This window comes from Larkinella knui (assembly GCF_003858645.1).
In the GTDB taxonomy this organism is placed as follows: Bacteria; Bacteroidota; Bacteroidia; order Cytophagales; family Spirosomataceae; genus Larkinella; species Larkinella knui.
In genome coordinates, this window is record NZ_RQJP01000004.1 from 452,344 (window position 1) to 473,995 (window position 21,652).

The 21,652-nt window shown below is 53.7% G+C and carries 15 protein-coding genes and 1 tRNA gene; 7 read left to right on the forward strand and 9 right to left on the reverse strand.

Annotation, left to right across the window (positions count from 1 at the left end):
- Nucleotides 1-117: 117 nt before the first annotated feature.
- A complete protein-coding gene (locus EHT87_RS20365; protein ID WP_124908504.1) occupies nt 118-870 on the reverse strand; it encodes a hypothetical protein in 753 nt (250 codons plus the stop codon).
- A gap of 182 nt (nt 871-1,052) precedes the next feature.
- On the opposite strand from EHT87_RS20365, the gene EHT87_RS31170 reads away from it, so the two are divergent.
- Nucleotides 1,053-1,196, forward strand: a complete 144-nt coding sequence (locus tag EHT87_RS31170) for a WYL domain-containing protein (RefSeq protein ID WP_148096037.1) — start codon at nt 1,053-1,055, stop codon at nt 1,194-1,196.
- A 438-nt stretch (nt 1,197-1,634) separates the two neighbouring features.
- Here EHT87_RS31170 and EHT87_RS20370 read toward each other — a convergent pair.
- Nucleotides 1,635-1,707: transfer RNA gene (locus tag EHT87_RS20370), tRNA-Gly, on the reverse strand.
- Between the two features lie 202 nt (nt 1,708-1,909).
- On the opposite strand from EHT87_RS20370, the gene EHT87_RS20375 reads away from it, so the two are divergent.
- The 3 genes from EHT87_RS20375 (at nt 1,910) to EHT87_RS20385 (ending at nt 6,585) form a co-directional block, all read left to right on the forward strand.
- Entirely contained in the window at nt 1,910-3,952 is a 2,043-nt protein-coding gene (locus EHT87_RS20375) for an OPT family oligopeptide transporter (protein ID WP_124908505.1), read from the forward strand.
- Between the two features lie 132 nt (nt 3,953-4,084).
- Entirely contained in the window at nt 4,085-4,960 is an 876-nt protein-coding gene (locus tag EHT87_RS20380; RefSeq protein WP_124908506.1) for an alpha/beta hydrolase, read from the forward strand.
- 188 nt (nt 4,961-5,148) lie between these two features.
- Nucleotides 5,149-6,585, forward strand: a complete 1,437-nt coding sequence (locus tag EHT87_RS20385) for an FAD-dependent oxidoreductase (RefSeq protein ID WP_124908507.1) — start codon at nt 5,149-5,151, stop codon at nt 6,583-6,585.
- Nucleotides 6,586-6,605: 20 nt separating this feature from the next.
- Here EHT87_RS20385 and EHT87_RS20390 read toward each other — a convergent pair whose 3' ends face one another.
- Nucleotides 6,606-8,501, reverse strand: a complete 1,896-nt coding sequence (locus EHT87_RS20390) for a M61 family metallopeptidase (protein ID WP_185716295.1) — start codon at nt 8,499-8,501, stop codon at nt 6,606-6,608.
- A gap of 250 nt (nt 8,502-8,751) precedes the next feature.
- Here EHT87_RS20390 and EHT87_RS20395 point away from each other — a divergent pair, with 250 nt between their 5' ends.
- Complete coding sequence (locus tag EHT87_RS20395; protein ID WP_124908509.1) at nt 8,752-9,258, forward strand: hypothetical protein; 507 nt, start codon at nt 8,752-8,754, stop codon at nt 9,256-9,258.
- A 36-nt stretch (nt 9,259-9,294) separates the two neighbouring features.
- The gene (locus tag EHT87_RS20400; RefSeq protein WP_124908510.1) at nt 9,295-10,086 is read left to right on the forward strand and encodes a hypothetical protein; all 792 of its coding nucleotides are present in this window, start codon (nt 9,295-9,297) and stop codon (nt 10,084-10,086) included.
- Nucleotides 10,087-10,193: 107 nt separating this feature from the next.
- Here the strand turns inward: EHT87_RS20400 and EHT87_RS20405 are convergent, their stop codons facing one another.
- The 6 genes from EHT87_RS20405 to EHT87_RS20430 all read right to left on the reverse strand — a co-directional run bounded on the left by EHT87_RS20405 (nt 10,194) and on the right by EHT87_RS20430 (nt 19,537).
- On the reverse strand, nt 10,194-10,769 hold the full coding sequence (locus EHT87_RS20405) for a YdeI/OmpD-associated family protein (protein ID WP_124908511.1): 576 nt from the start codon (nt 10,767-10,769) through the stop codon (nt 10,194-10,196).
- Between the two features lie 11 nt (nt 10,770-10,780).
- Nucleotides 10,781-12,775 (reverse strand): heavy metal translocating P-type ATPase, encoded by a 1,995-nt coding sequence (locus tag EHT87_RS20410; RefSeq protein WP_124908512.1) that lies wholly within the window; start codon nt 12,773-12,775, stop codon nt 10,781-10,783.
- Between the two features lie 5 nt (nt 12,776-12,780).
- Entirely contained in the window at nt 12,781-13,401 is a 621-nt protein-coding gene (locus tag EHT87_RS20415) for a hypothetical protein (RefSeq protein WP_124908513.1), read from the reverse strand.
- Nucleotides 13,402-13,412: 11 nt separating this feature from the next.
- Nucleotides 13,413-14,642, reverse strand: a complete 1,230-nt coding sequence (locus EHT87_RS20420) for an efflux RND transporter periplasmic adaptor subunit (RefSeq protein ID WP_229321207.1) — start codon at nt 14,640-14,642, stop codon at nt 13,413-13,415.
- 2 nt (nt 14,643-14,644) lie between these two features.
- Nucleotides 14,645-19,111, reverse strand: a complete 4,467-nt coding sequence (locus tag EHT87_RS20425) for a CusA/CzcA family heavy metal efflux RND transporter (protein ID WP_124908515.1) — start codon at nt 19,109-19,111, stop codon at nt 14,645-14,647.
- A gap of 96 nt (nt 19,112-19,207) precedes the next feature.
- Complete coding sequence (locus EHT87_RS20430; protein WP_124908516.1) at nt 19,208-19,537, reverse strand: DUF6660 family protein; 330 nt, start codon at nt 19,535-19,537, stop codon at nt 19,208-19,210.
- Between the two features lie 932 nt (nt 19,538-20,469).
- Between EHT87_RS20430 and EHT87_RS20435 the strand changes: the two genes are divergently transcribed.
- Nucleotides 20,470-21,642 carry an MFS transporter gene (locus EHT87_RS20435; RefSeq protein ID WP_124908517.1) on the forward strand — a complete coding sequence of 391 codons (1,173 nt, stop codon included), beginning with the start codon at nt 20,470-20,472 and terminating at the stop codon, nt 21,640-21,642.
- Nucleotides 21,643-21,652 lie beyond the last annotated feature (10 nt).

A 21,652-nucleotide genomic window follows, 5' to 3' on the forward strand; every position in this document is an offset into this window, starting at 1 on the left:
GGTTCACGCTGAAGCGTAGCAATACCCCGAACGTTGCCTGCCACCGTGGTCATAAGTTCGGGATCAAAAGAACGCTGAACGCTTGCCACAGAAGAGATCCGGATCGGTGAAAAGGAATTACCACAGTCGGTTGGCAATCAGATTAATCAACGTGTTGACGATGAAGGCCAATCCGAAAGAGAGGGCCACTGAAAACTCGCTCAGTAAAAAGGATTGTAGAAAGAGAAAGGTGGTGAAGCCCAGGAGCCCGATGACCATGCCCCGTAAGGTGATGATGGTGCCATTGCTACCCTGAAGCGTGTGAGAAAAGATGGCCAGAATGGACGTTAAGATCGGAAACGGCGTTAAAATACCACTCCAGGTTGGCCCTAAAACGCTGGCTAACCCGGTGATGACCAGCACAAACAGAGTAGAAACGACCATCCGAATGGGAATGTCGAAAGGCAATCGCCGGGTTTTAGCAGCTTGTCCATTTGTGGAAGGGAAAAACCGCAATGCCAGCAAAATATAGCATATGACGAGTGGATAACTCAGATATAGATCTAGCTGTAAATGATTAAAAATCAGGGCAGTACAGGTATAACTGCCATACGAAAGCAGGAGTGTGGGCAGCCAGGTCAGTTTTCGGCAAAAGGCCGAGTAGCTGAAGCAAAAGCTGATTAACGCCAGAATGCCCGTCATGACTCCCTGAATGGCGTGGATGCCAAAAGCTTTGCCCTGTTCGAGAATGAAGAACAGGAGAATGGGCCCGGCCACCCAGGGCATACTGCCGATTAATCCTCCTATTTTGTTGCCCCACTTTCGAATGGCGAGGGTAACCAAAGCAATGACAGAGGGCACCAGCGTTACTTTAAGAAGAAGGATGTTCATCACGTATAGGGGCGGATTACGGGTAAAGTAACTAAAAGTATAAATGACTTCCCGCCCGCGTCGAGTTTCAATTCCAAATTGGTGGGATTAGAAGAGCGTCGGTTAATACCGTTCAGCGGGCGCAGCCGTTTTATCCGTTCGGCGAGGATGCGGTTTTGATCAATACTAAAAACGAATTCCGGGTGAAACTGTCCATCATTATCAACCAGGAACTGGTGTTTGAACTGGCACGGCTGGGCGATTCAGTCAGGGTGATCGCTCCTCAAACATTAGCCGATAAACTAACGCACTTTCTACAGAAGGCTTTACAACGGTATCTGCCTTAATTTTTGAAAATCTTAACGATATCCGGCTTTAACAATTCAAGGCAGTGTCTAGGATTAACAACAAAGTATCACAAAATATACCGGTCGCCATTTCGTCGGGATATCCACTTCCTGGATACTAATTTGTGATGGGATCAGTCGCAGGAGTTAAACGTACTGGCGAGAATTGTGAAAGACAGAAAGCGCCTTCTCATCGCTCTTCTGCAATAAATTTGATCTTCGCTACGTAAAATTTTTGTTTGGAAATCCAGGTATTGTGCGTTTCGATGTAGCCGTTGATTAGAGTCGGCAGATGTTTATTGTAAAATAGGTATTCACATGGAGTTCTGTGAACAACCAGCCTACTTGTGAAAACCAATGTGTAAACCGTATTCACTCCAGTATGAAAAAGCCGCTCACCAGAAAAGGTAAGCGGCTGATCCACATGTGTAATAAACGAGCGGGAAATGGGTCTCGAACCCACGGCCTGCAGCTTGGGAAGCTGCCGCTCTACCAACTGAGCTACTCCCGCTGATGAACTGCAAATGTTTAAAGAAAGAATGGAAAAATCAAGACCTTGCCGGTGAATCGAGTGCGATAACCGCATGGTGTCCATTTTTGCCGCCAGCTAAAAATTTATCCGCGTAAATTCGTTGAATCAACCGCGTCCGGGGGCGGGGGTTTTGTATTTTTCCAAAATCGTTTGATCTTACGCGCAAATCCTGACCCAGCTTATGGAAACAAAATCTCCCGAGTTTAAACCCTATATCGCGGACAATACCGCTACGGCCGAATTTACGCTCAAAGCCGTCATCACCGGCGCCCTCTTCGGCGTCCTGTTCGGGGCCGCTACGGTTTATCTGTCCCTGAAAGCCGGGTTGTCGGTTTCGGCGTCCATCCCCATTGCGGTTCTGGCAATTTCGCTCGGCCGGCGGTTTCTGAAAACCACCATCCTCGAAAATAACATCATCCAGACCACCGGCTCGGCGGGCGAGTCCATCGCGTCGGGGGTGGTCTTTACCTTGCCCGGTTTTCTGTTCCTGACCGACGGCGTTGGGGAGGATTTCTTCAACTACTGGACCATTCTGACGCTGGCGATTCTGGGCGGTCTGCTCGGAACGCTCATGATGATTCCACTGCGCCGGGCGCTCATCGTCGAAGAACACGGGAAACTTCCTTATCCCGAAGGCACCGCCTGCGGCTCGGTCCTGATTGCGGGCGAACGGGGTGGCGATTTTGCCAAAATGGCCTACATGGGACTCGGCGTCGCCTTGCTCTACGCCATTCTCCAGAAAGTGCTGCACGTGATTGCCGAAGTGCCGACCTGGGCAACGACGCAGGTAAACCGCTATTTTCCGTCGGCACAGGTGTCGGGCGAAATTACGCCGGAGTACCTCGGAGTCGGTTACATCATCGGGTTTCGTATTTCGGCGGTGTTGGTCGGGGGCGGTATTCTGGCGTGGCTCGCGCTGATTCCGCTGCTGGCAACGCTGGTGCCGGGCGATACCATTGCGTTGCAGTTAATCAAACTGGGGTATTTGACCAACCTGCAAACGGCGGGCGGACCGGGTGGCTGGAACCCGGCTACCCACGGTTTTACCGACACGGCCGCAGCCATCTACCGGGCGTATATCCGGCAAATTGGTGCCGGTGCGGTCACGGCAGGCGGTTTCATGACCTTGCTGAAAACCATACCCACCATCGTTTCGTCATTCCGCGATAGCTTCAAAAAAGTGGATGTGGCCGCGGAAGGCGTACACGTTCGGCGGACAGAGCAGGATTTATCCGTACGGGTGGTCATTTTCGGGAGCATAGCGTTAGCGGCTTTAATGATCATTCTACCGCAAATTCCCGGAGATTCGATCCTGACCAAACTCCTGATCGCCATTCTGGTCATCGTATTCGGCTTTTTCTTCGTAACTGTTTCCAGTCGGATCGTCGGCTTGATTGGCTCCAGTTCTTCGCCGGTTTCGGGCATGACCATTGCAACCATTATGGGCACAGCTTTGATATTCATCGGTGCCGGGCTGACGGGTAAAATCTACGAACCTGCCGTGCTGGTGGTTGGGGGGATGATTTGCATCGCGGCCGCCAATGCCGGTGGAACGTCGCAGGATCTGAAAACCGGTTATCTCGTCGGGGCAACGCCCAAATACCAGCAGATCGCCCTTTTTATTGGCGTCATTGTTTCATCACTGGCGGTCGGGGCCACGGTCAAAATTCTGGATACGCCCACGCCGGATCTGGTAGCGCAGGGCATCACCCACGCCATTGGGAGCGACCGTTTTCCGGCCCCGCAGGGAACGCTCATGGCCACGCTCATCAAAGGGCTGCTGTCGTTCAACCTCGACTGGCAGTTTGTGCTGGTTGGCGCATTCATGTCGTTCGTGATGGAGATTTGTGGCGTCAGCGCACTGGCGTTTGCCGTAGGGCTTTACCTGCCGCTTTCGACCACCTTGCCGATTTTCGCCGGGGGCTGCGTCAAAGCGCTGGTCGACTGGAACTTCAAGCGGAAAGGGATCGTCGAAGAAGACGCCGACCTGGGTCGGGGTAGTTTGTTTTCAACCGGTTTGGTCGCCGGTGGTGCCCTGGCGGGTGTCATTGTGGCCCTGCTGTCGGTCAATGAATCGGTCTACAATTTTCTGTCGGGATTGACCCTGGAACCCGCGCTCGAGAGTGCCCTTGGGGTTGAGGGTTTCCAACTGCTGGGCGCTTTGCTGTTTTTAGGCCTGGCTATGATTCTGTACCGCGTAGCCATGAAACGAGTTGATCAATAAAAAATTAAGAAGGTAGTTGAATGAATCCCGGAGGGGTTAGCTGTTATTAGTTACCGGAGCTTAATGCTATTTTTCTAGTAACGGGCCGCTCTTCCAGGGCTTGCTGGTTGACCACCTAAACTCTTACTACCCATGAACCATTTTTTACCAGTCGCAGCCGGTCTGTGCCTGACCGTGCTGGCGTTTACAGCCGGTTTTGCCCAGTCCGAAACCGCTACCTACGGCCCGGATTCGGAGCGACACGAAGGCGTTCCAAAAGGAGAAATCACCCGGTTTGTCTGGAAAAGTAAGGTGTTTCCGGGAACCATCCGGGAATATTACGTCTACGTCCCGGCGCAATACAAGGCCGACAGCCCGGCGGCTCTGATGGTGTTTCAGGATGGCCATGCCTACGTAAAAGAGGACGGCGATTTTCGGGTACCGGTGGTTTTTGATAACCTCATCCATCAGAAAGCTATGCCGGTAACCATCGGTCTGTTTGTCAATCCCGGTCAGCACGGCGACGACCTGCCCAAAGATCCCTGGCGGGCCGACAACCGGAGTTTTGAGTACGATACGCTAACCAATCAATACGCCCGGCTGCTCATCGAGGAGCTGATTCCCGAAATCAGCAAAAAATACAAACTGGCCGATTCCCCGAAGATGCGGGCCATTGGCGGTATTTCGTCCGGCGGCATCTGTGCCTTCACGGTGGCCTGGCAACGGCCCGATTATTTCCAGAAAGTGTTGAGCCACGTGGGCAGTTTTACGAACATCAAAGGGGGCCACGTTTACCCGTCACTCATCCGGAAAGCGCCCAAACGCGACATCAAAGTGTTCCTGCAAGACGGCAGCAACGACCTCGACAACGCCCACGGCAACTGGTGGCTCGGGAATCTGCAAATGGATGCGGCTTTGAAATTTAGTAAATACGACTACAAATTCGTTGGCGGCACGGGCGGACACAACGGCAAACACGGCGGTTCCATCCTCCCGGAATCGTTGCGGTGGTTGTGGAAAGACCAATGAACCCGCCTGATTGCCCGGTTGCTCAAAATTTGGCGGACGCTTATGTTACCGAAAGTTTTGTCATGGTAAACAGGTATATTCACGTTCACAATGAAGAACAGAGCGGTTCCTGTTTGCTTGAATCCCGGAAAAACGGGTACGCAAACAGGACATAAACTCCACTGGTCAGCCGCTGGTGGGAGAAACAGATGCGCACAAACCTTGAAAAAAAAGTTGGCATTATCGGCGCAGGGCCAGCCGGTCTAACGGCCGCCTACGAACTCGCAAAAGCCGGAATCGCCGTTGAAGTTTTCGAAGCAGGGCCCAACGTAGGTGGGTTGTCGCAGTCATTTGAATTGTGGAACCAGACGGTCGATTTAGGACCGCACCGGTTTTTTAGCAGTGATTCCCGCATCAACAAAGTCTGGTTTGAAGTTGCCGGCCCCGATTTTCGCCTGGTAAACCGACTCACCCGGATTTATTACAACTCCCGGCTTTTTTACTACCCGCTCAAACCCTTCGATGCGCTTCGTAAGTTAGGTATCCGTCAGTCGATTAGTAGCCTGAACAGCTACCTTTTTGAAAAAATAACACCCACGCCCGACACCAATACCTTCGAGTCGTGGGTGGTTCGGCGGTTTGGCTATAAACTGTATTCCACGTTTTTTAAAACGTATTCCGAAAAACTCTGGGGCATTCCGTGTACCGATCTTGACGAGGATTTTGCCGCTCAGCGCATCAAAAAACTTTCGCTGGGCGAAGCCGTCAGGAATGCGTTTAAAGGCGGAAAAGGCAATACACACAAGACGCTGATTGACCAGTTTGCCTACCCAACCGGCGGCAACGGGATGATTTATGAGCGCATGGCAGACTACGTCAGACACCACGGAGGAACGGTTCATCTCAAGAGCCCGGTTTATGCGGTTATCCCTGGAAATGAACACCCGTATGGGTTGAAACTGGAAGATGGAACCACCCGGTTCTTCGATCATATTATTTCAACCATGCCGCTGACGTTACTGGTCAACCGTTTGCCGGACGTGCCGGTTTCGGTCAAAAACAAGGCCAACAGCCTGACGTTCCGCAACACGATTCTGGTGTATCTGAAAGTGGAATCCAGTAATTTATTTCCGGATAACTGGCTGTATATCCATTCCAAAGAACTGCTGACGGGGCGGATTACCAACTTCAGAAACTGGGTTCCGGAAATCACCAACGGAGAAAAGGCCAGCATCCTCACCCTGGAATATTGGTGCTATAACGAGGATGAAATCTGGAAGAAAACGGACGATGAACTCATCCGGATTGCCTCCGACGAACTGACTAAAACGGGATTGATCGGTGATGCCGTTATTTCTGCCGGTTTCGTAAAGCGATTGGCCCGGAGTTACCCGGTTTATTCAAAAGGCTATAAAGAGATCCTGAAACCGATCCAGGAATATCTTTCAGGTTTAAAAGGATTGAGTGTGATTGGCCGGTATGGCTCCTTCAAATACAACAACCAGGATCATTCGATCCTGATGGGCATTCTGGCGGCCGACAACCTTATTTCCGGAAGTAATCACAATTTGTGGGACATCAATACCGACTACGAAAGCTACCAGGAAAGTGCTTCCATTCAGAATCTGCAATCGGAAATAGCGTAAAAAGACGAAAGCGTACCTTTTCACAACCAGGATTTCAAAATCGCGGCCTGAAGCGCCGTGGGGTTTGGCAGCCGCTGAATCTCAAAACTCCGTTCGGATTTTTTACCCAATACCGCCGTCACGTCTTTAGACTGCTTGTCCTGTAAAAGCACCAGTTTGACGGAATCGCCCGGTTTTTTGTCCCGGCTCAGCGCACTCAGTGCCTGAACCGTTGCCTTCTGTCCGTCGATGGTCAGAATAACCGTTCCCTTCCGAAGTCCGGCTTTCCAGGCGGGTGATTCCCATTCGGCTTCCGTAACGAGTAAACTGTCGGTTTTTGCATCGAATGAGATGCCAAGCCAGACGCCGGGTTGTTCTTTGGGCGTTGCGTCGATGGCTAGACCGGCGTAGGCAAAGTAGCTGGGATAATCGATTTCCTTCACGGTCGATGCGTAGTCGGACAGTTCGCTCAGGCTGGTTCCGGCGGCTTTCTCACACTCGGCCCAGAATTCGGTCTCCGTAAAACCGCGTTTCTGTTTCTGGTAATACGTCTGGTAAAGCGCCCGCATCACGTCGTCGAGCGACTTTTTATTGCCGGTTTCGTGCCGGATTTTAAAATCCAGCATCGCGCCCAGAACCGGGCCTTTGCTGTAATACGAAATGGTTTTGTAGGCTTCGTCACCCGTGCGGCCAAAAGGGCCGTCTTCCCAGGTTTCAAAACTGGCCTGCGTGGCCGACTGGAACAGATGGCCGGGTTTGTTTTCGTAGCTGGCGATGTCTTTCTGCAAGGCGCTGAAAACCTCTTCTTCGGTCATTAAACCGGCTTTTTTCAGAATCAGATACGGATAATACACCGTAAAGCCTTCCGAAACCCAGAGCATTCGGGTGCGGTTTTGCCGGTCGTAATTGAACGGTCCCAGTTCGACGGGACGGATGCGTTTGACGTTGTAGTGGTGGAAATATTCGTGCGCCAGAAAATTATACAGCTGGATTTTTCCGGCCCGCGTAGCCAATCGATCCCCACTAAAACTGATGGACGTCGAATTCAGGTGTTCAATACCGCCCCCGCCCGGCCCGATGGCGATGAACGTGTAGTGTTTGTAGGGAATATCGCCGATGACGGCTACCGACCCTTCGACGATCTTTTTCAGATCCGCCACGAACTGCTGCCGGTCGAAGTTACCCAGATTATAGCCGATAAAATGATGCGGAATGCCGTTCACCTCGAACGATGGCAGTTGCTCCAGACGGCCCATCAGAATCGGGCTGTCATACAGAACGTCGTAATCCGGCGCACCAAACGTATGCGGTTTTCCGGCCACGGAATCCAGACCGGTGGCAATGAGGCCGCTCCAGTTGGAATACGGTTTTAGAGTGATCGTAAGCGGCTGTTTGAGCTGGCCTTCGGGGTACATACATACGCCCGCCGGTGAGATGTAGCCCCGGTTTTCGTCCAGATAATTACCGGCCACAAAATTACGGGTGGCCTTGATGTCATACGTCAGCGTGACGACGGTGGCCTGCTTTTGATGGACTTTCCAGCGGCTATTGGCGGTTTTCTCCCATTGCAGCGGTTTACCCGAGCCGTCGGTCGCCTGAAAGTTTTCCACCGATTTTGCATAATTCATCAACTGATAATAGCCCGGCGTCCAGACCGGCATTTTAAAGTTGAGCGTATCGCCTTTGATGCCTTCGCACCGGAACGTGACGTGATACAGATGCGTGGCGGGGTCTTCCACCGCAACGGTATACGCCAGGTTGACGGCCGGTTTTTGCCCAAATGCAGCGGAAATAAAGAAAAGAAAAACGGCCGCCAGCGTCAGCTTTCGGAGCGGACGGATGGGAAATTGATTTCGGGAAATGAGAAGTACAAAAGTTTCCATAAATACCGCAAAACGTCGGCGGGTTTGGGCAGCCGAACCTGTTTTGCGACTCATTTTAACGATTGTCTGACGAATTTCAAAGGGCCGCATGATTGTAGGGCATTCGAGAAATCACCGAATTCAGTGACCTAAAATCACGGATTTAGGTGATTTTTTTTGCCGGGGCAAGCCGGACATTTGTACCGGCAATAAACGCCGACTATCATCTCTTTTATTTTTTCAACAACGTCAACTAATGAAAAAATCAGTCAACCTCTCTCTATTCCGACCCGCGGGATTTGCGGGTCAGGCCAACCCAAAAAGCATGGACAAATCGGTTAAAAGGAAACGAGGAGGACGCATGCGAGCAGGTCTGTTTATTTTATCAATGGGTAGTTTATTTTCGGGCTGTACCGAGGACCACAAGCCCGTTCTGGATGAGGAACTTTTACGGCTTCACGATGCCGTTTCAGTCTACAGTGATTTGAAAAAAGCCAAAGCAGACGGCTACGATATGGAGGTGACCGGCTACCGGACCCAAATGGGGTTTCATTATTTAAATACCGCCTTACTGGATGACAAATTTGAAATAGAAAAGCCGGAACTCCTACTATACGCCCCCTATGGAAAGGATTCCATGAAGTTTGTCGCCGTTGAATATGCGACGCCCATCAAGGACATCAAAAATCCCCCGCCTGTTCCCGAGGGATTCACCGGCTCGAATGATAAATGGGAGATTAATACGGAGTTTAATTTATGGACCCTGCATGTTTGGATTGAATTGGAGAATGAACACGGCCTGTTCGCTCCGCATAACCCTAAACTACCGTAACCCGCACCCAAAACAGGTTTCCGGCTCTACACCACAATGAAGGTATCGACCCGTATGGCCGTCGTCCTGGCCAGTCTGTTGATCGGACTTGATGCGTGCACGCATCAAGTCCCGGTCCAGGAAAACGCCCCGTGTTCCCTGTTGAATTTCCGCATCGTCAACAAATCCGCTGATCCGAATTTAGCCAGAATCCGGGACGAAACCGTCGAAATCGACGGCCAGTCGATTAAGATGGGGGAATCCAGTAAAATCGATTACACGTTTGACGCAAAAAACCGCCCGATCGAAACGGTTTTTAGTACCCGGGGCTACAGTGACTACGGCGGTTCTTCCACCCTGGTATACAGCCCTGACACCCTAACCGTAAAAACGACCTACCTTTCCGGAGCTATGAACGAAGCCTTATTTCCACTCAATGAACAGGGCTTCGTTGCGGATGTAACCTACAACGCCGACGGCTTTGCCATTGACGAAAAGAATGGTCCGTATCGGACGACCTACACGATTGAAAACGGCAATATCATCCGGAAGGAAACGCGGGACACTACGGATCAATCGCTCTTTGGCGTTGTCGTCTTCGAATACGACCTGAGCAACGTGAATCTGCCCAATGTTGCACCGTTTAAAGGCCGGAACAGTCGGAATCTGCCCATCAGGGAAACGTATAAAAATTATTCCCAGGGGAAAAATAATCCACCGTCCATCACCGTGTACGAGTACACCTACACGTTCGACCGATCAGGCCGCCCAAGTCGCCGATTCAGCAAATTTGGCGCTGGACCGGTGCAATACGAAGTGGTTGAATACGGCTACACCTGTCGGCCATGATTTGCCAATGATGCGTTTGATTGCTTTACTGAAGGGGTAAAAAGTAAGGAGCTGCCCGTGGTTTTTGAAGCCAAAAGAGATTGCGTTCACGCCTGGAATGCCCGTTTCTATTCGCCGGGACGCCGAAGCGCTCCGACTTTCCGGCCGTTTTCCGAGTCTTCGATCAGGCTCGTCAGGCGTTTCAGACGGGTTTCGGGCTGTTTGGCGCTCATCACCCAGTTTCGGATCGTCTTTTGGTAGGAGGGAGCCTGTTTGTGAAAAAACTGCCAGGCTTTTTCGTTCGCTTTCAACTGGGCTTCAAACGCTTCGTCGAGTTGTTGATCTTCTTTTTCGTAGGCATAAATCCCGGCTTTCTTCAAATCGCGTTCCTGAAAAACTTTCAGACCGGCGGGTTTTACGAGCCCCTGTTCGGTGAGTTCCCCAATGCGCTTGAGGTTGACCGCACTCCAGATGCTTTTGGCTTTTCGGGGTGTAAACCGGATCATGTAGCTGGTTTCATCGATGGATTTTCGCACGCCATCGATCCAGCCGAAGCAGAGCGCTTCATCGACCGATTGCGGCCAGGTGATGCTGGGTTTGCCGGAACCCACTTTGTAGAACCCCACGAATAATTCCTTCACGGTTGCGTGATTTTCTTCCAGCCACTGGCGGAATTCGGCGGGCGTTGCGAAAAAGGTTGGCATGTCTATAAGTACTAAAATTTCAGATTCTGTACCCGAACGGCGTTCAGAATCGCCAGCAGCGCGACGCCCACATCGGCAAAAACCGCTTCCCACATGGTCGCAATTCCGCCAGCACCCAGCACCAGCACAATGGCTTTGACCACCAGCGAAAGCGTGATATTTTGCCAGACGATCTGCCGCGTCGCCCGCCCGATCTTGATGGCCGTAACAATCTTCGACGGCTGGTCGGTTTGGATCACGACATCGGCGGTTTCAATCGTCGCGTCGGAACCCAGGCCCCCCATCGCAATACCGACGTCGGCCAGGGCCACCACCGGCGCATCGTTGACGCCATCGCCCACAAAAGCCAGTTTTGCCTTTGGAGTACGGGCCAGGGCCTGTTTCAATCGCTCGACTTCCCGCACTTTGTCTTCGGGCAACAGATCACCGATCGCTTCATCAACACCTACCTTTCTGGAAACCGCCTGCACCACCGTCGATTTATCGCCCGACAACATGACGGTTTTCAAACCGAGTGCATGCAGTTGTTGGATGGTTGCGGTGGCATCCTCTTTCTCCTCATCGGCAATCGTAAAATACCCCGAAAACCGCCCATCGACAGCGACCATCACCACCGTAAAGGGAATGGCCGTGAGCGCGTCGTCGAACGAAACGTTGAATTTTTGCAGCAATTTGGCATTGCCGGCCAGCACGGTTTTTCCGTCCACGTTCCCCTTCAACCCGTGACCGGGAATTTCCTCGACGCCTTCCACCGGCAAAACGGGTTCGTTCGAACCGGCATAGGCGAGAATGGCCGTTGCCACCGGATGCGTCGATTTGCTTTCCAAAGCCGCCGTCAGCCGGGCCAGTTCCTGCGTCGTCATGCCCTGCGCCTGAACGTCCTGCACCTTGAAAACACCTTTGGTCAGGGTGCCGGTTTTGTCCATCACCACGGTTTTGACCTGCGTAATCAAATCCAGAAACACCGAACCTTTGAACAGAATGCCCTGCCGCGAACCCGCGCCAATACCGCCAAAATAACCCAGCGGAATGGAAATCACCAGCGCACAGGGGCAACCGATGACCAGAAAGACCAGACCGCGATACAGCCAGTCGCGAAAGTGATAGTCCGCCACAAAAAAGTAGGGTAGCAACGTGACCGCCAGCGCCAGGGCGCAGATGATCGGGGTGTAGATTTTCGCAAACCGGGCGATGAATTCCTGCGTTTGCGCCTTGCGCCCGGTCGCTTCCTGCACCAGTTTGAGGATGCGCGACAGTTTGGAATCCTGATAGAGCGTCGTCACTTCCATTTCCACCAGCGTTTGCCGGTTGATCATCCCCGCCAGCACGTCCTCGCCTTTGGTGATGGTCCGCGGAACGCTTTCGCCGGTTAAAGCGGCCGTGTCGAACGAACTGGTTTCGGAGCTTAACCGGCCGTCCAGACCGACTTTTTCACCCGGTTTGATTTGAATACGGTCGCCGATTTTGACCTGGGCGGCTTTGGTCGGTACGGCTTTTCCGTCCTGCAAAACCGTCACCGTATCGGGCCGGACGTCCAGCAACGCCTTGATGGACCGACGCGCCCGCATCACGGCGGCATCCTGAAACAACTCCCCGACGGTGTAAAACAGCATCACGGCGACGCCTTCGGGGTACTCCCGAATCGCAAACGCCCCGACGGTAGCGACGCCCATCAGAAAGAATTCGGTGAAAACGTTGCCTTTTCGGATGTTCGTAACCGCCCGGCGCAAAACCGGCCAGCCAACGGGCAGATAGGCAAGCAGATACCAGCCGAACCGCCAGGGATCACGGAACCAGTTCGTTGCGTAATGATCCAATAGGATACCGCCCAAAAGCAACACAAAACTGATGATGACCGGGCCGTACTCTTCTAGTCCGCCAAACACGGATTTTGCCGGAACCGGACCCGCGGTTTCATCCGCCGATGCGTCGGTTTCGTCCAGATCGAGTTCATCGTGATCGTGCGTATGCCCGTCGTCGTGGGAGTGATCGTGATGCTTTGCCATAGTATTTAAAGTTCAATGAAAAAGTTGAGGATACCGAGAGCAATCAGAATACCGCCGGTGATCTGTTTTTCGTGGTGTTCGAGCCAATGCCAGTGAACATGCGCCAACCCCTTGAATGACAGGGCGGTTAATCCAACCATGCACAGAATGGTTACGGCCGTATACGCAATGCTGAGCGTTGCGACAGCCGGCCAGCCCAGCGTTCCGGCGGTGAAGAAAAACGTCTCGATTTCCAGACAGGGTGAAAGGAGCATGGCCAGTGCCAGCGTGCCGATGATGGCCCGTTTCGAGCGGCCGGATAAGCCTCTCGGGACGTGTTCGTGGGCGCCGTGCGGATTGTGAACGGCAAAATACACCAGCCCCATAAAAATCAGGATCAGCGACGCAATCCAGCGGGTCTGGTCTTCCAGTTGTTCCGATAATTCCACGCCGATCGCGCCGATCAGCACGCCCAGAATGACCGTACTGAGCGTATGAAAAAAGCCGCTCAGAGCCGCTACACCCAGCGTTTCGCGCATGGTCCAGTTCTCGCTGCGCCCGATGAGCGCCACGGGAAGCCAGTGGTTGGGAATGGCCGCGTGAACGGCTCCCAGCAGAATACTACCAATCAATAGATTTAAAAGCATGGATTTGTTTCTTAATGAACATGACCGCCCTCTTCTTCCGAATTGTTCAGGACGGAATGCAGATCGTAGGCACCGGCCACGACAATTTGTGCGTCTTTTTTCAAGGTAGAAGGCAAGGTAACGGCCTGATACCCATTCTCGCTGACGCCGGCTTCGACCGAAACCGGTCGAAACTGGTGGTGAACAGTGCCTTCGTGTTCCTCCTTTCCTTCATAAACAAACACCTGCGAACCCGTTCCGGATTTGATCACCGCGACTTCCGGCAAAGCCGGTTGCGGAGCGGATTTGGTTTCAATCAGGGCTTTCAGGAACGTACCCGGCCGGAGTTGCGCATCCGGCTTTTCGAGTGCGGCATATACCCGCACCGTCCGATCCGCAGCGGTTTCGCGGTTGATGTACCGAACCCGCCCGATGCGTTCCCGGAGCGTTGCGCCCCCGGTTTCGCCAACGATGGAAAGCCGCACCCGCTGCCCGACCTGTACCCGGGCAATATCGCCTTCGAAAACCGTTAATTCGGCATAAAGTCCTGAAGAACCGATGAGTTCGAACAAGACATCGTTCGCGTTGACAAACCGCCCCCGGTTCACATTGACCTCCGTTACCGTCCCGGTGATGGGCGAACGAACCGCCACCGTTCGTGTAATTTTGCCCGTCGCTAGTTCCTTCATCGAAACACCCAGAAGGGCCAGTTGTTGCCGCAATCCTTCGGCCCGCGACCGCAGGATTTTTACCTGCGACGTCGCCTGCTGAAACGTCTTGATCGTGCCGACGTTCTCGCGGCTCAGTTCGCGCTGGCGTTCGTATTCCTGCTCCTGAAATTCCAGCTGGCTGGTCGTTTCCAGGTATTCCTGTTGCAACCGGATAAATTCCGGATTTTCGAGCATCGCCAGCAGTTGGCCCTGCTGAACGGCCTGTCCCGGCACCAGTGGAGTCGAGGTCAGAATACCGCCGTAGGGCGTCGAAACCGACACCTTTTGCTGGGGCGGCACATTGATAACACCGTTCACGCGAATCAGGTTGCTGAGTGTCCGTTCCTGCAGACCGCCGAGCCGGATGCCGACGGTTTTAAACTGCTCATCGGTCAGTTCCACCAGGCCCTCGTCGTGTTCCTCCTGGTGGGTTTCGCCCTTTTCTGCCGATTCAGCGGTTGATCCGGTTGCGGCATCCGGTTGACGGTTGCAGGCTGAAAAAACCAGTAGAATGCCGGTTATCAGCAGAAGCGTTTTTATTTTCAAACTCATGTTCATGGTTCCGTACTTCCCAGCAGGTATTCAAGGTTGATACTTGTTTGATTCAGAGCGTTCAGAGCCGCCAGATAAGCGGTCTGAATACCGCTTGCCGTTCGCAGATTCTGGAACAGTTCGATGTAACCAATTTCCCCGGCGCGGTACGCCCGGTCGGCCTGCTGACGGATCAGGGCGGCTTGCGGCAAGGCCGACTCTTCGTAATACGTCAGCGTCTCGCGGTTTTTCCGGTACGTCTGCAACAACTCCGCAAAAATGCCTTCGAGATTACGCTGGCGGGCGGTTAGCTGGGCTTCCGTGCGTTGCTGACCCAATTCCGCGGCCCGGACCCGCGCCCGGAGCGGTTTGGCGACAATCGGAATCGAGATGCCGACTTGCCCGTAGGTAAACCGATCGACGCCCGTGTAGAACCGGTCGGTTCCGTTGATCGTCTGAATGCCCCGCAGCGATTGATTGACCACGCTGAACGAATAATCGGGTTTGAGTCGCGACCGTTCCACGTCTGTTTCGCGCCGGGCAATCTCAATTTGCTGCCGTAACAACGCCAGTTCGGGGTTTTGCGTCAATGCAACTGAATCCGGCAAACGAAGGGCGCGGGCGGTCAGGATTGAGTCGGTAATCTGGGGCAACTGGTTGGTTCCCAGCAGCGTTTGCAGACGCCGGTATTGAATTTGCTGATCGGCCCGGTTTTGGACCAGCAGCATCCGGAGTTGCCGCGCTTCTACTTCGGCCGCCGTTTGTTCGAGCAACGAACCTTCGCCCGTGCGACGCCGGACGCCAGCCGCCCGCACAACTTCGGTAAAAAGGCTATCCTGCCGGGTCAGTTCGCGGTGGAGCGTTTGCAGGTAAACGAGCCCGTAATAGGCTGATTTTAACTGAAAAGCCAGTTCCTGACGCGTCACGCGGCTTTCGGCTTCGGCCCCGCCGATTCGGGCGTCGGCCAGCGATTTCTGACTTCGGATCAAAGCCGGAGCGGGGAGTCGTTGCCCGATTTGCAGCGACTGATCGACGTAGCGGCTGTTGTATTGCCCGGCGGTTACCATAATGTCGGTTTTGCCCACGTCGGAAGCCGTGCCCCGCAACGCCTGTTCGTAGGAAAGCGTCAGGGCCGAAACCCGCACCTGAGGATTGTTCTGAAACGTTTGTTTTAGTGCCTGTTCCAGCGAAAGCGGTATCGGTGGAGTGGTGGTCTGTGCCGTTGTTTCCGGAGAAATACCGATCAATCCCAGCGCCAGCCAGCCGATAAAAGGCCAGCCGCTGGCGGCAACCGTTTTGGGTTTGGGCATCAGCGATTGATCCCGCTTTCCGAAACGCTGTTCAATTACCAAATACAAAACCGGTAACACAATCAGCGTCAGCAGGGTCGCGGTAATCAGTCCGCCGATCACCACGGTGGCGAGCGGTTTTTGCACTTCGGCTCCGGCGGTATTGGACAGTGCCATCGGTAAAAAACCAAGTGAAGCCACGGTTGCCGTCATCAGAACGGGCCGCAGCCGAATGCGGGTTCCCTGAAAAATCGCCCGTTTTAAATCCGTAAGGCCGTTTCGTCGCTGGTAGTTGAATTCGGCCAGCAACACGATGCCGTTCAAAACCGCGACGCCGAACAGCGCGATGAAACCAACGGCGGCCGAAATGCTGAACGGCATTCCGCGCAGCCACAACGCCAGCACCCCGCCGATGGCCGCCAGGGGAATGGCCGAAAAGATTAATAATGCCTGCCTCATGGAATGGAAGGTTAGAAATAAAAGAAGAAAAATCAGCCCTAGCGCTACCGGAACCGCCACCTGCAGCCGTTTTTGGGCATCGATGAGATTCTCGAACTGACCGCCGTAGGTGACGAAATACCCGGTTGGAAACGTGACTTGCGCACCGATTTTCTGCTGCAATTCCGTAACGACGCTCTCCACATCACGTCCTCTGACATTAAAACCAATGGTGAGCCGTCGTTTGGCATCTTCGCGCTGAATCTGGTTGGGGCCGGGCGTGAGTTCGACCGTAGCGATTTCGGATAGCGGAATGGGCGGGCCGTCGGTCCCGGAAATGGTCAGCGCCTGAACGTCGTTGATGCTCCGGCGGTTTTCACCGGCCAGTCGCACCACCAGATCGAACCGCCGTTCGCCCTCGTAAACCAGTCCTGCGCTCTCGCCGGCAAAAGCCGTGCTGATGGTGCGGTTAACATCGTCGACCGCCAGGCCGTAGCGCGCCAGCGCTTCCCGGTCCAGTTTGATAACGATTTGGGGTAAGCCTTCCACCTGCTCGACGTATAAATCGGTTGCGCCTTTGATGCCGGTTATCAGACTACTCACGCGTTTAGCGAGCCGGGTCAATTCATCCAGATCTTCGCCAAAAATCTTCACGGCCACGTCCTGTTTTGCGCCCGAAATCAATTCGTTGAAGCGCATTTGAATCGGCTGCTGGAATCCAAAGGAGACACCGGGAATCGCTTCGAGCGCTTCGGCCATTTTTTCGGCCAGTTCGTCGCGGTTTGAAGCGGAAGTCCATTCCGAACGGGGTTTCAGAATAATCATCAGGTCGGCGGCTTCGATGGGCATCGGGTCCGTCGGGATTTCGCCCGCGCCAATTTTGCTGATGACTTCTTTGACCTCCGGAAACTTTTGCAGCAAAATTCGTTCCGCCTGCGTGGTTTTGTCCACCGTCTGGCTCAGCGAAGAACCGGTCACGACGCGCGTTTCAACGGCAAAATCGCCCTCGTCCAGCGTCGGAATAAACTCCCCGCCGAGGGTGGTAAACAGCCAGCCCGCAGCCGCCAGGAGCAAAACCGCCAGACTCAAAACCAGGGCTTTTTGGCGCATAACCCCTTGAATCAGCGGCTCATACAGGCGAAGAAAAAAGTCCATCATCCGGTCGGAAATGGTACGTTTGGTCGAACCGGTTTTGCTCAGGACCAGCGCCGACATCATGGGTACGTACGTCAGCGACAAAATAAAAGCACCGGCAATGGCAAAGCCCACGACCTGCGCCATAGGGCCGAACATCTTGCCTTCGATGCCCGACAGGGCCAGAATCGGCAGATAGACAATCAGGATGATGATTTCACCGAAAGCGGCTGAAGTACGAATCCGGCTGGCGGACTGGTAGATTTCTTCGTCCATTTCGGCTTGAGAAAGAGCGTAGGAATCTCCATTAATTTCACCCCTCGACGGCGTGGCCTTTCGCTCGTCCACTCGTTCACTCTTTCGCTTGTGTAAATGGTGTAAGGTCGCTTCGACGATGATCACGGCGCCGTCTACAATCAGGCCGAAGTCGATGGCACCCAGGCTCATCAGGTTGCCCGAAACACCGAAAACCTGCATCATGCCGACGGCAAACAGCATCGAAAGCGGTATGACCGACGCGACAACGAGCCCGGCCCGCCAGTTGCCCAGAAACAGGATGAGCACAAAAATGACAATCAGCGCCCCTTCGATCAGGTTGCGGGTGACGGTGCTGATGGCGCGGCCCACGAGTTCGCTGCGATCCAGAAACGCATGAATGTCAACGCCTTCGGGCAGGGTTTTCCGAATCTGATCCATGCGGTTTTTGACCCGCCCGATGACTTCGTTGGCGTTTTCGCCTTTCAGCATCAGCACCAGCGCGCCCACAGCTTCGCCCTGTCCATTCCGGGTTAAGGCTCCGTAGCGGGTTGCCGAACCGTATTGCACCGTCGCCACATCACGGATCAAAACCGGCGCACCGCCCTTCGTCCGGCGAATTACGATGCGGCCCATGTCGGCCAGATTGCCGACGAGTCCTTCGGAGCGGATGAAATAGGCGTTCGGTTTTTTGTCGATGTAGGCGCCCCCGGTATTCTGGTTGTTGCGCGACAAAGCCGTGAACAAATCATTGATACTGAGGCCGTAGGAACGAAGCCGGTCGGGGTCGATGGCAATTTCGTATTGTTTTAACAAACCACCGAAACTGCTAACGTCGGCCACCCCGGGCGTTCCCAGCAGTTGCCGCCGGACCACCCAATCCTGCAAGGTCCGCAGTTCGGTCGTTGTATATTTCCCGGTAAAACCCGGTTTGGCGTAGATGACGTACTGATAAATCTCGCCCAAACCGGTGGTGACCGGTGCCATTTCCGGTTCGCCCGAACCCGCCGGAATCTGGCTTCGCGCGCTGGAAAGTCGTTCACTGATTTGCTGCCGCGCCCAGTAGAGGTCGGTCGATTCCTGAAAAACAAGGGTGACAACGGACAAACCAAAGCGGGAAAACGACCGGATTTCGGCGATTTCGGGAATGGTCGCCATCGTCTGTTCAATGGGGAAGGTGATGAGTCGCTCCACTTCCTGAGCCGCCAGCGCGGGTGAGCGGGTGATCACCTGCACCTGGTTGTTGGTAATATCGGGCACGGCGTCGATGGGCAAACGGCTGAGCGAATAACCGCCCCAGATCACCAGTGCCAGCGTCAACAGGCCAATAATGAGTTTATTGTATATGGAAAAACGGATGATGGAGTCCAGCATACCGGCAAGGCGTTAAGATAAAAAAGGAGAGAATCGCCGATTCGTGGCGAGAGGCAGCCCGGTTGCACCGAACCGATTGGGCGCATGTATCCTGTCTTAGCCGAGTTGGGGTGGTTGCCAGCAGGAAACCGGCGCAGAAGGCAAGGTCGGCACGAAGGTAGAATGCCGAACGAAAGCAAATGAAAAAGCCGCAAAGGCAAAGTGAAAAACCGGGGTCGATTCCAGCACGGTTCCGCAACAGGCGCAGCCACAGAAAGGAGAACACAAATCGGCTCCAGTCTTGTCATCGTCGTGTTGGTGGTGGTCACTGGCCATCGTGGCCGTATTTTGTTTATCGACACGCACCGTCAGGCACCCGTCGGCGCAGGGCCAGGCGGAGAGAACCAGCAGGTGGACGCTCATCAACAAACAAATCAGGGATTTCATACCGCAAAGCTATTTGAAAAACTCGTGCAACAGGTAGTCAAAAAGTGTTTTTGGTTACAAAACCGTTAAAAAAGAAAGATTTAGCCGCAGCCAACCAAGCCTGAAAGGCTTCAATCATTAGCCCCGGGCATCGCCCGGGGTTGGTTATACCCATCGGCGGGTTGGAATCATCAACGTGTTGAACCCATCGACGGTTGAACCCATTGGCGGGTGGAATCATGGGCGGGTTGAACCATCAACGGGTACAACCCATTGGCGGGTTGAACCATCGACGGGTTGGAACCATCGACCGGTGGAATCATCGGCGGTTGAAATCATCCACCGGTTGAACCCATCCACCGGTGGAATCATCGGCGGTTGAACCCATCGACGGTTGAAACCATCACCCACCATCCGTTCCCGTCCCATTATCCAACCTCCATTCGTTCCCGTCCGATTCAACAACCCCCGGATGATCCAACCCCCGGATGGTCAACCCCGGGCGATCCAACCCCCGGATGATCCAACCCCGGGCGATCCAACACCGGGATGATCCAACCCCGGATGATCAAATCCCCGGATGATCCAACCCCCGGGTAATTAACCCCGTCCGATCCAACAACCCCCGGGTAATCAACCCCGTCCGATCCAACAATCCCCGGGTAATCAATCCCGCCCGATCCAACAACCCCCGGGCGACCCAATCCCCGGGTGATACCCGGGGCTAATGATGGAAGCCTTTCAGGCTTTTGGGTGGACTGGCTTCTTTTTGTACTATCCATACAAACTATACGAACTCTTTCAGAATTGACTAAAACTAAGAACTAAAACGGGTTTGTTTTGATTTTACGGTCAGGTAAAGATGCGTTATATACTGATAATAAAGCTATTTTTGCACTTTAGACTCGTTAAGAGTAATTTGAATACAACCTGAAATTTGAATTTTTTCAATAATGAATTTTACAATAGCTCATCGGTTATCACCCCGGATTTCCACGCGTACCATTCGTCGTGGCGCGGTAGGGGCTTTATTTTTCCTGCAGGGATTGTCTTTTGCCAGTTGGGCGTCGCGGATACCGAGCATTCAGCAAACGCTGGGATTAACGGATACGGAACTGGGTGGTGTTCTGCTGGCCCTTCCGGCGGGGCTGATGATTTCACTGCCGCTGGCGGGCTGGCTGACGACAAAAATCGGGAGTCGGAAAGTAGCCACGCTGGCCGTAGGACTCTACGCGCTCACGCTCCTGAGCCTGGGATTTGCGCAAAGTACGCTGCAATTGATGGCCTGCCTTTTCGTATTTGGTCTGGTTGGCAATATGGCCAACATCGCTATCAATACGCAGGCCGTGGGCGTTGAAGCCCTGTATGGCCGGCCGGTCATGGCGTCGTTTCACGGGTTGTGGAGTCTGGCGGGTTTTGCGGGAGCCATGATCGGTGCGTTCATGATTGGTGCCGGTATCGTTCCGTACCAGCATTTTGCGGCTATTCTGTTTTTTGCCCTGGCTGCGCTGGCGGTCGCATCCCGGTATATTTTGCCGGAAGATGCCAATACGAATTCCGACCAGCCCCTGTTTGCGAAACCGGATAAAACGCTGTTGATTCTGGGCATCATTGCCTTTTGCGCGATGATTTGCGAGGGTGCGATGTTCGACTGGAGCGGTATTTATTTCAAGAAAGTGATTCTGGCCGACAAGGCGATGGTGGGCGCGGGCTATACGGCTTTTATGAGTACGATGGCCCTGGGGCGGTTCATTGCCGACTGGTTTGCCACCCGGTACGGTTTGAAGCGCACGCTGCAACTGAGCGGAATTCTGATCGCTTCCGGTTTGCTGACTGCCGTTACGTTTCCGTATCTGGGCACGGCCATCCTCGGCTTTTTTCTGGTCGGTTTCGGCGTTTCGTCGGTGGTTCCGCTGGTGTATAGTGCCGCCGGCAAATCCACGGTTCTGTCACCGGGTGTGGCCCTGGCCGCTGTTTCGACCATCGGTTTTCTGGGTTTCCTGATTGGTCCTCCGTTGATCGGTTTTGTGGCCGGAGCCACCAGTCTGCGCATTTCCTTCGTGATTATTGCCGGTATGGGCTTGTGCGTTGCCCTGATGGCCGGGAAGGTGAAAACGGCGGAATAAGTAAGTTAAG

Coding starts and splice junctions, on each gene's coding strand:
- EHT87_RS20375 (WP_124908505.1), top strand. CDS start 1,910: ATGGAAACAAAATCTCCCGAGTTTAAACCCTATATCGCGGACAATACC.
- EHT87_RS20380 (WP_124908506.1), top strand. CDS start 4,085: ATGAACCATTTTTTACCAGTCGCAGCCGGTCTGTGCCTGACCGTGCTG.
- EHT87_RS20410 (WP_124908512.1), bottom strand. CDS start 12,775: ATGGCAAAGCATCACGATCACTCCCACGACGACGGGCATACGCACGAT.
- EHT87_RS20400 (WP_124908510.1), top strand. CDS start 9,295: ATGAAGGTATCGACCCGTATGGCCGTCGTCCTGGCCAGTCTGTTGATC.
- EHT87_RS20365 (WP_124908504.1), bottom strand. CDS start 870: ATGAACATCCTTCTTCTTAAAGTAACGCTGGTGCCCTCTGTCATTGCT.
- EHT87_RS20430 (WP_124908516.1), bottom strand. CDS start 19,537: ATGAAATCCCTGATTTGTTTGTTGATGAGCGTCCACCTGCTGGTTCTC.
- EHT87_RS20390 (WP_185716295.1), bottom strand. CDS start 8,501: ATGAGTCGCAAAACAGGTTCGGCTGCCCAAACCCGCCGACGTTTTGCG.
- EHT87_RS20425 (WP_124908515.1), bottom strand. CDS start 19,111: ATGCTGGACTCCATCATCCGTTTTTCCATATACAATAAACTCATTATT.
- EHT87_RS20385 (WP_124908507.1), top strand. CDS start 5,149: ATGCGCACAAACCTTGAAAAAAAAGTTGGCATTATCGGCGCAGGGCCA.
- EHT87_RS20420 (WP_229321207.1), bottom strand. CDS start 14,642: ATGAGTTTGAAAATAAAAACGCTTCTGCTGATAACCGGCATTCTACTG.
- EHT87_RS20405 (WP_124908511.1), bottom strand. CDS start 10,769: ATGCCAACCTTTTTCGCAACGCCCGCCGAATTCCGCCAGTGGCTGGAA.
- EHT87_RS20435 (WP_124908517.1), top strand. CDS start 20,470: ATGAATTTTACAATAGCTCATCGGTTATCACCCCGGATTTCCACGCGT.
- EHT87_RS20395 (WP_124908509.1), top strand. CDS start 8,752: ATGGACAAATCGGTTAAAAGGAAACGAGGAGGACGCATGCGAGCAGGT.
- EHT87_RS20415 (WP_124908513.1), bottom strand. CDS start 13,401: ATGCTTTTAAATCTATTGATTGGTAGTATTCTGCTGGGAGCCGTTCAC.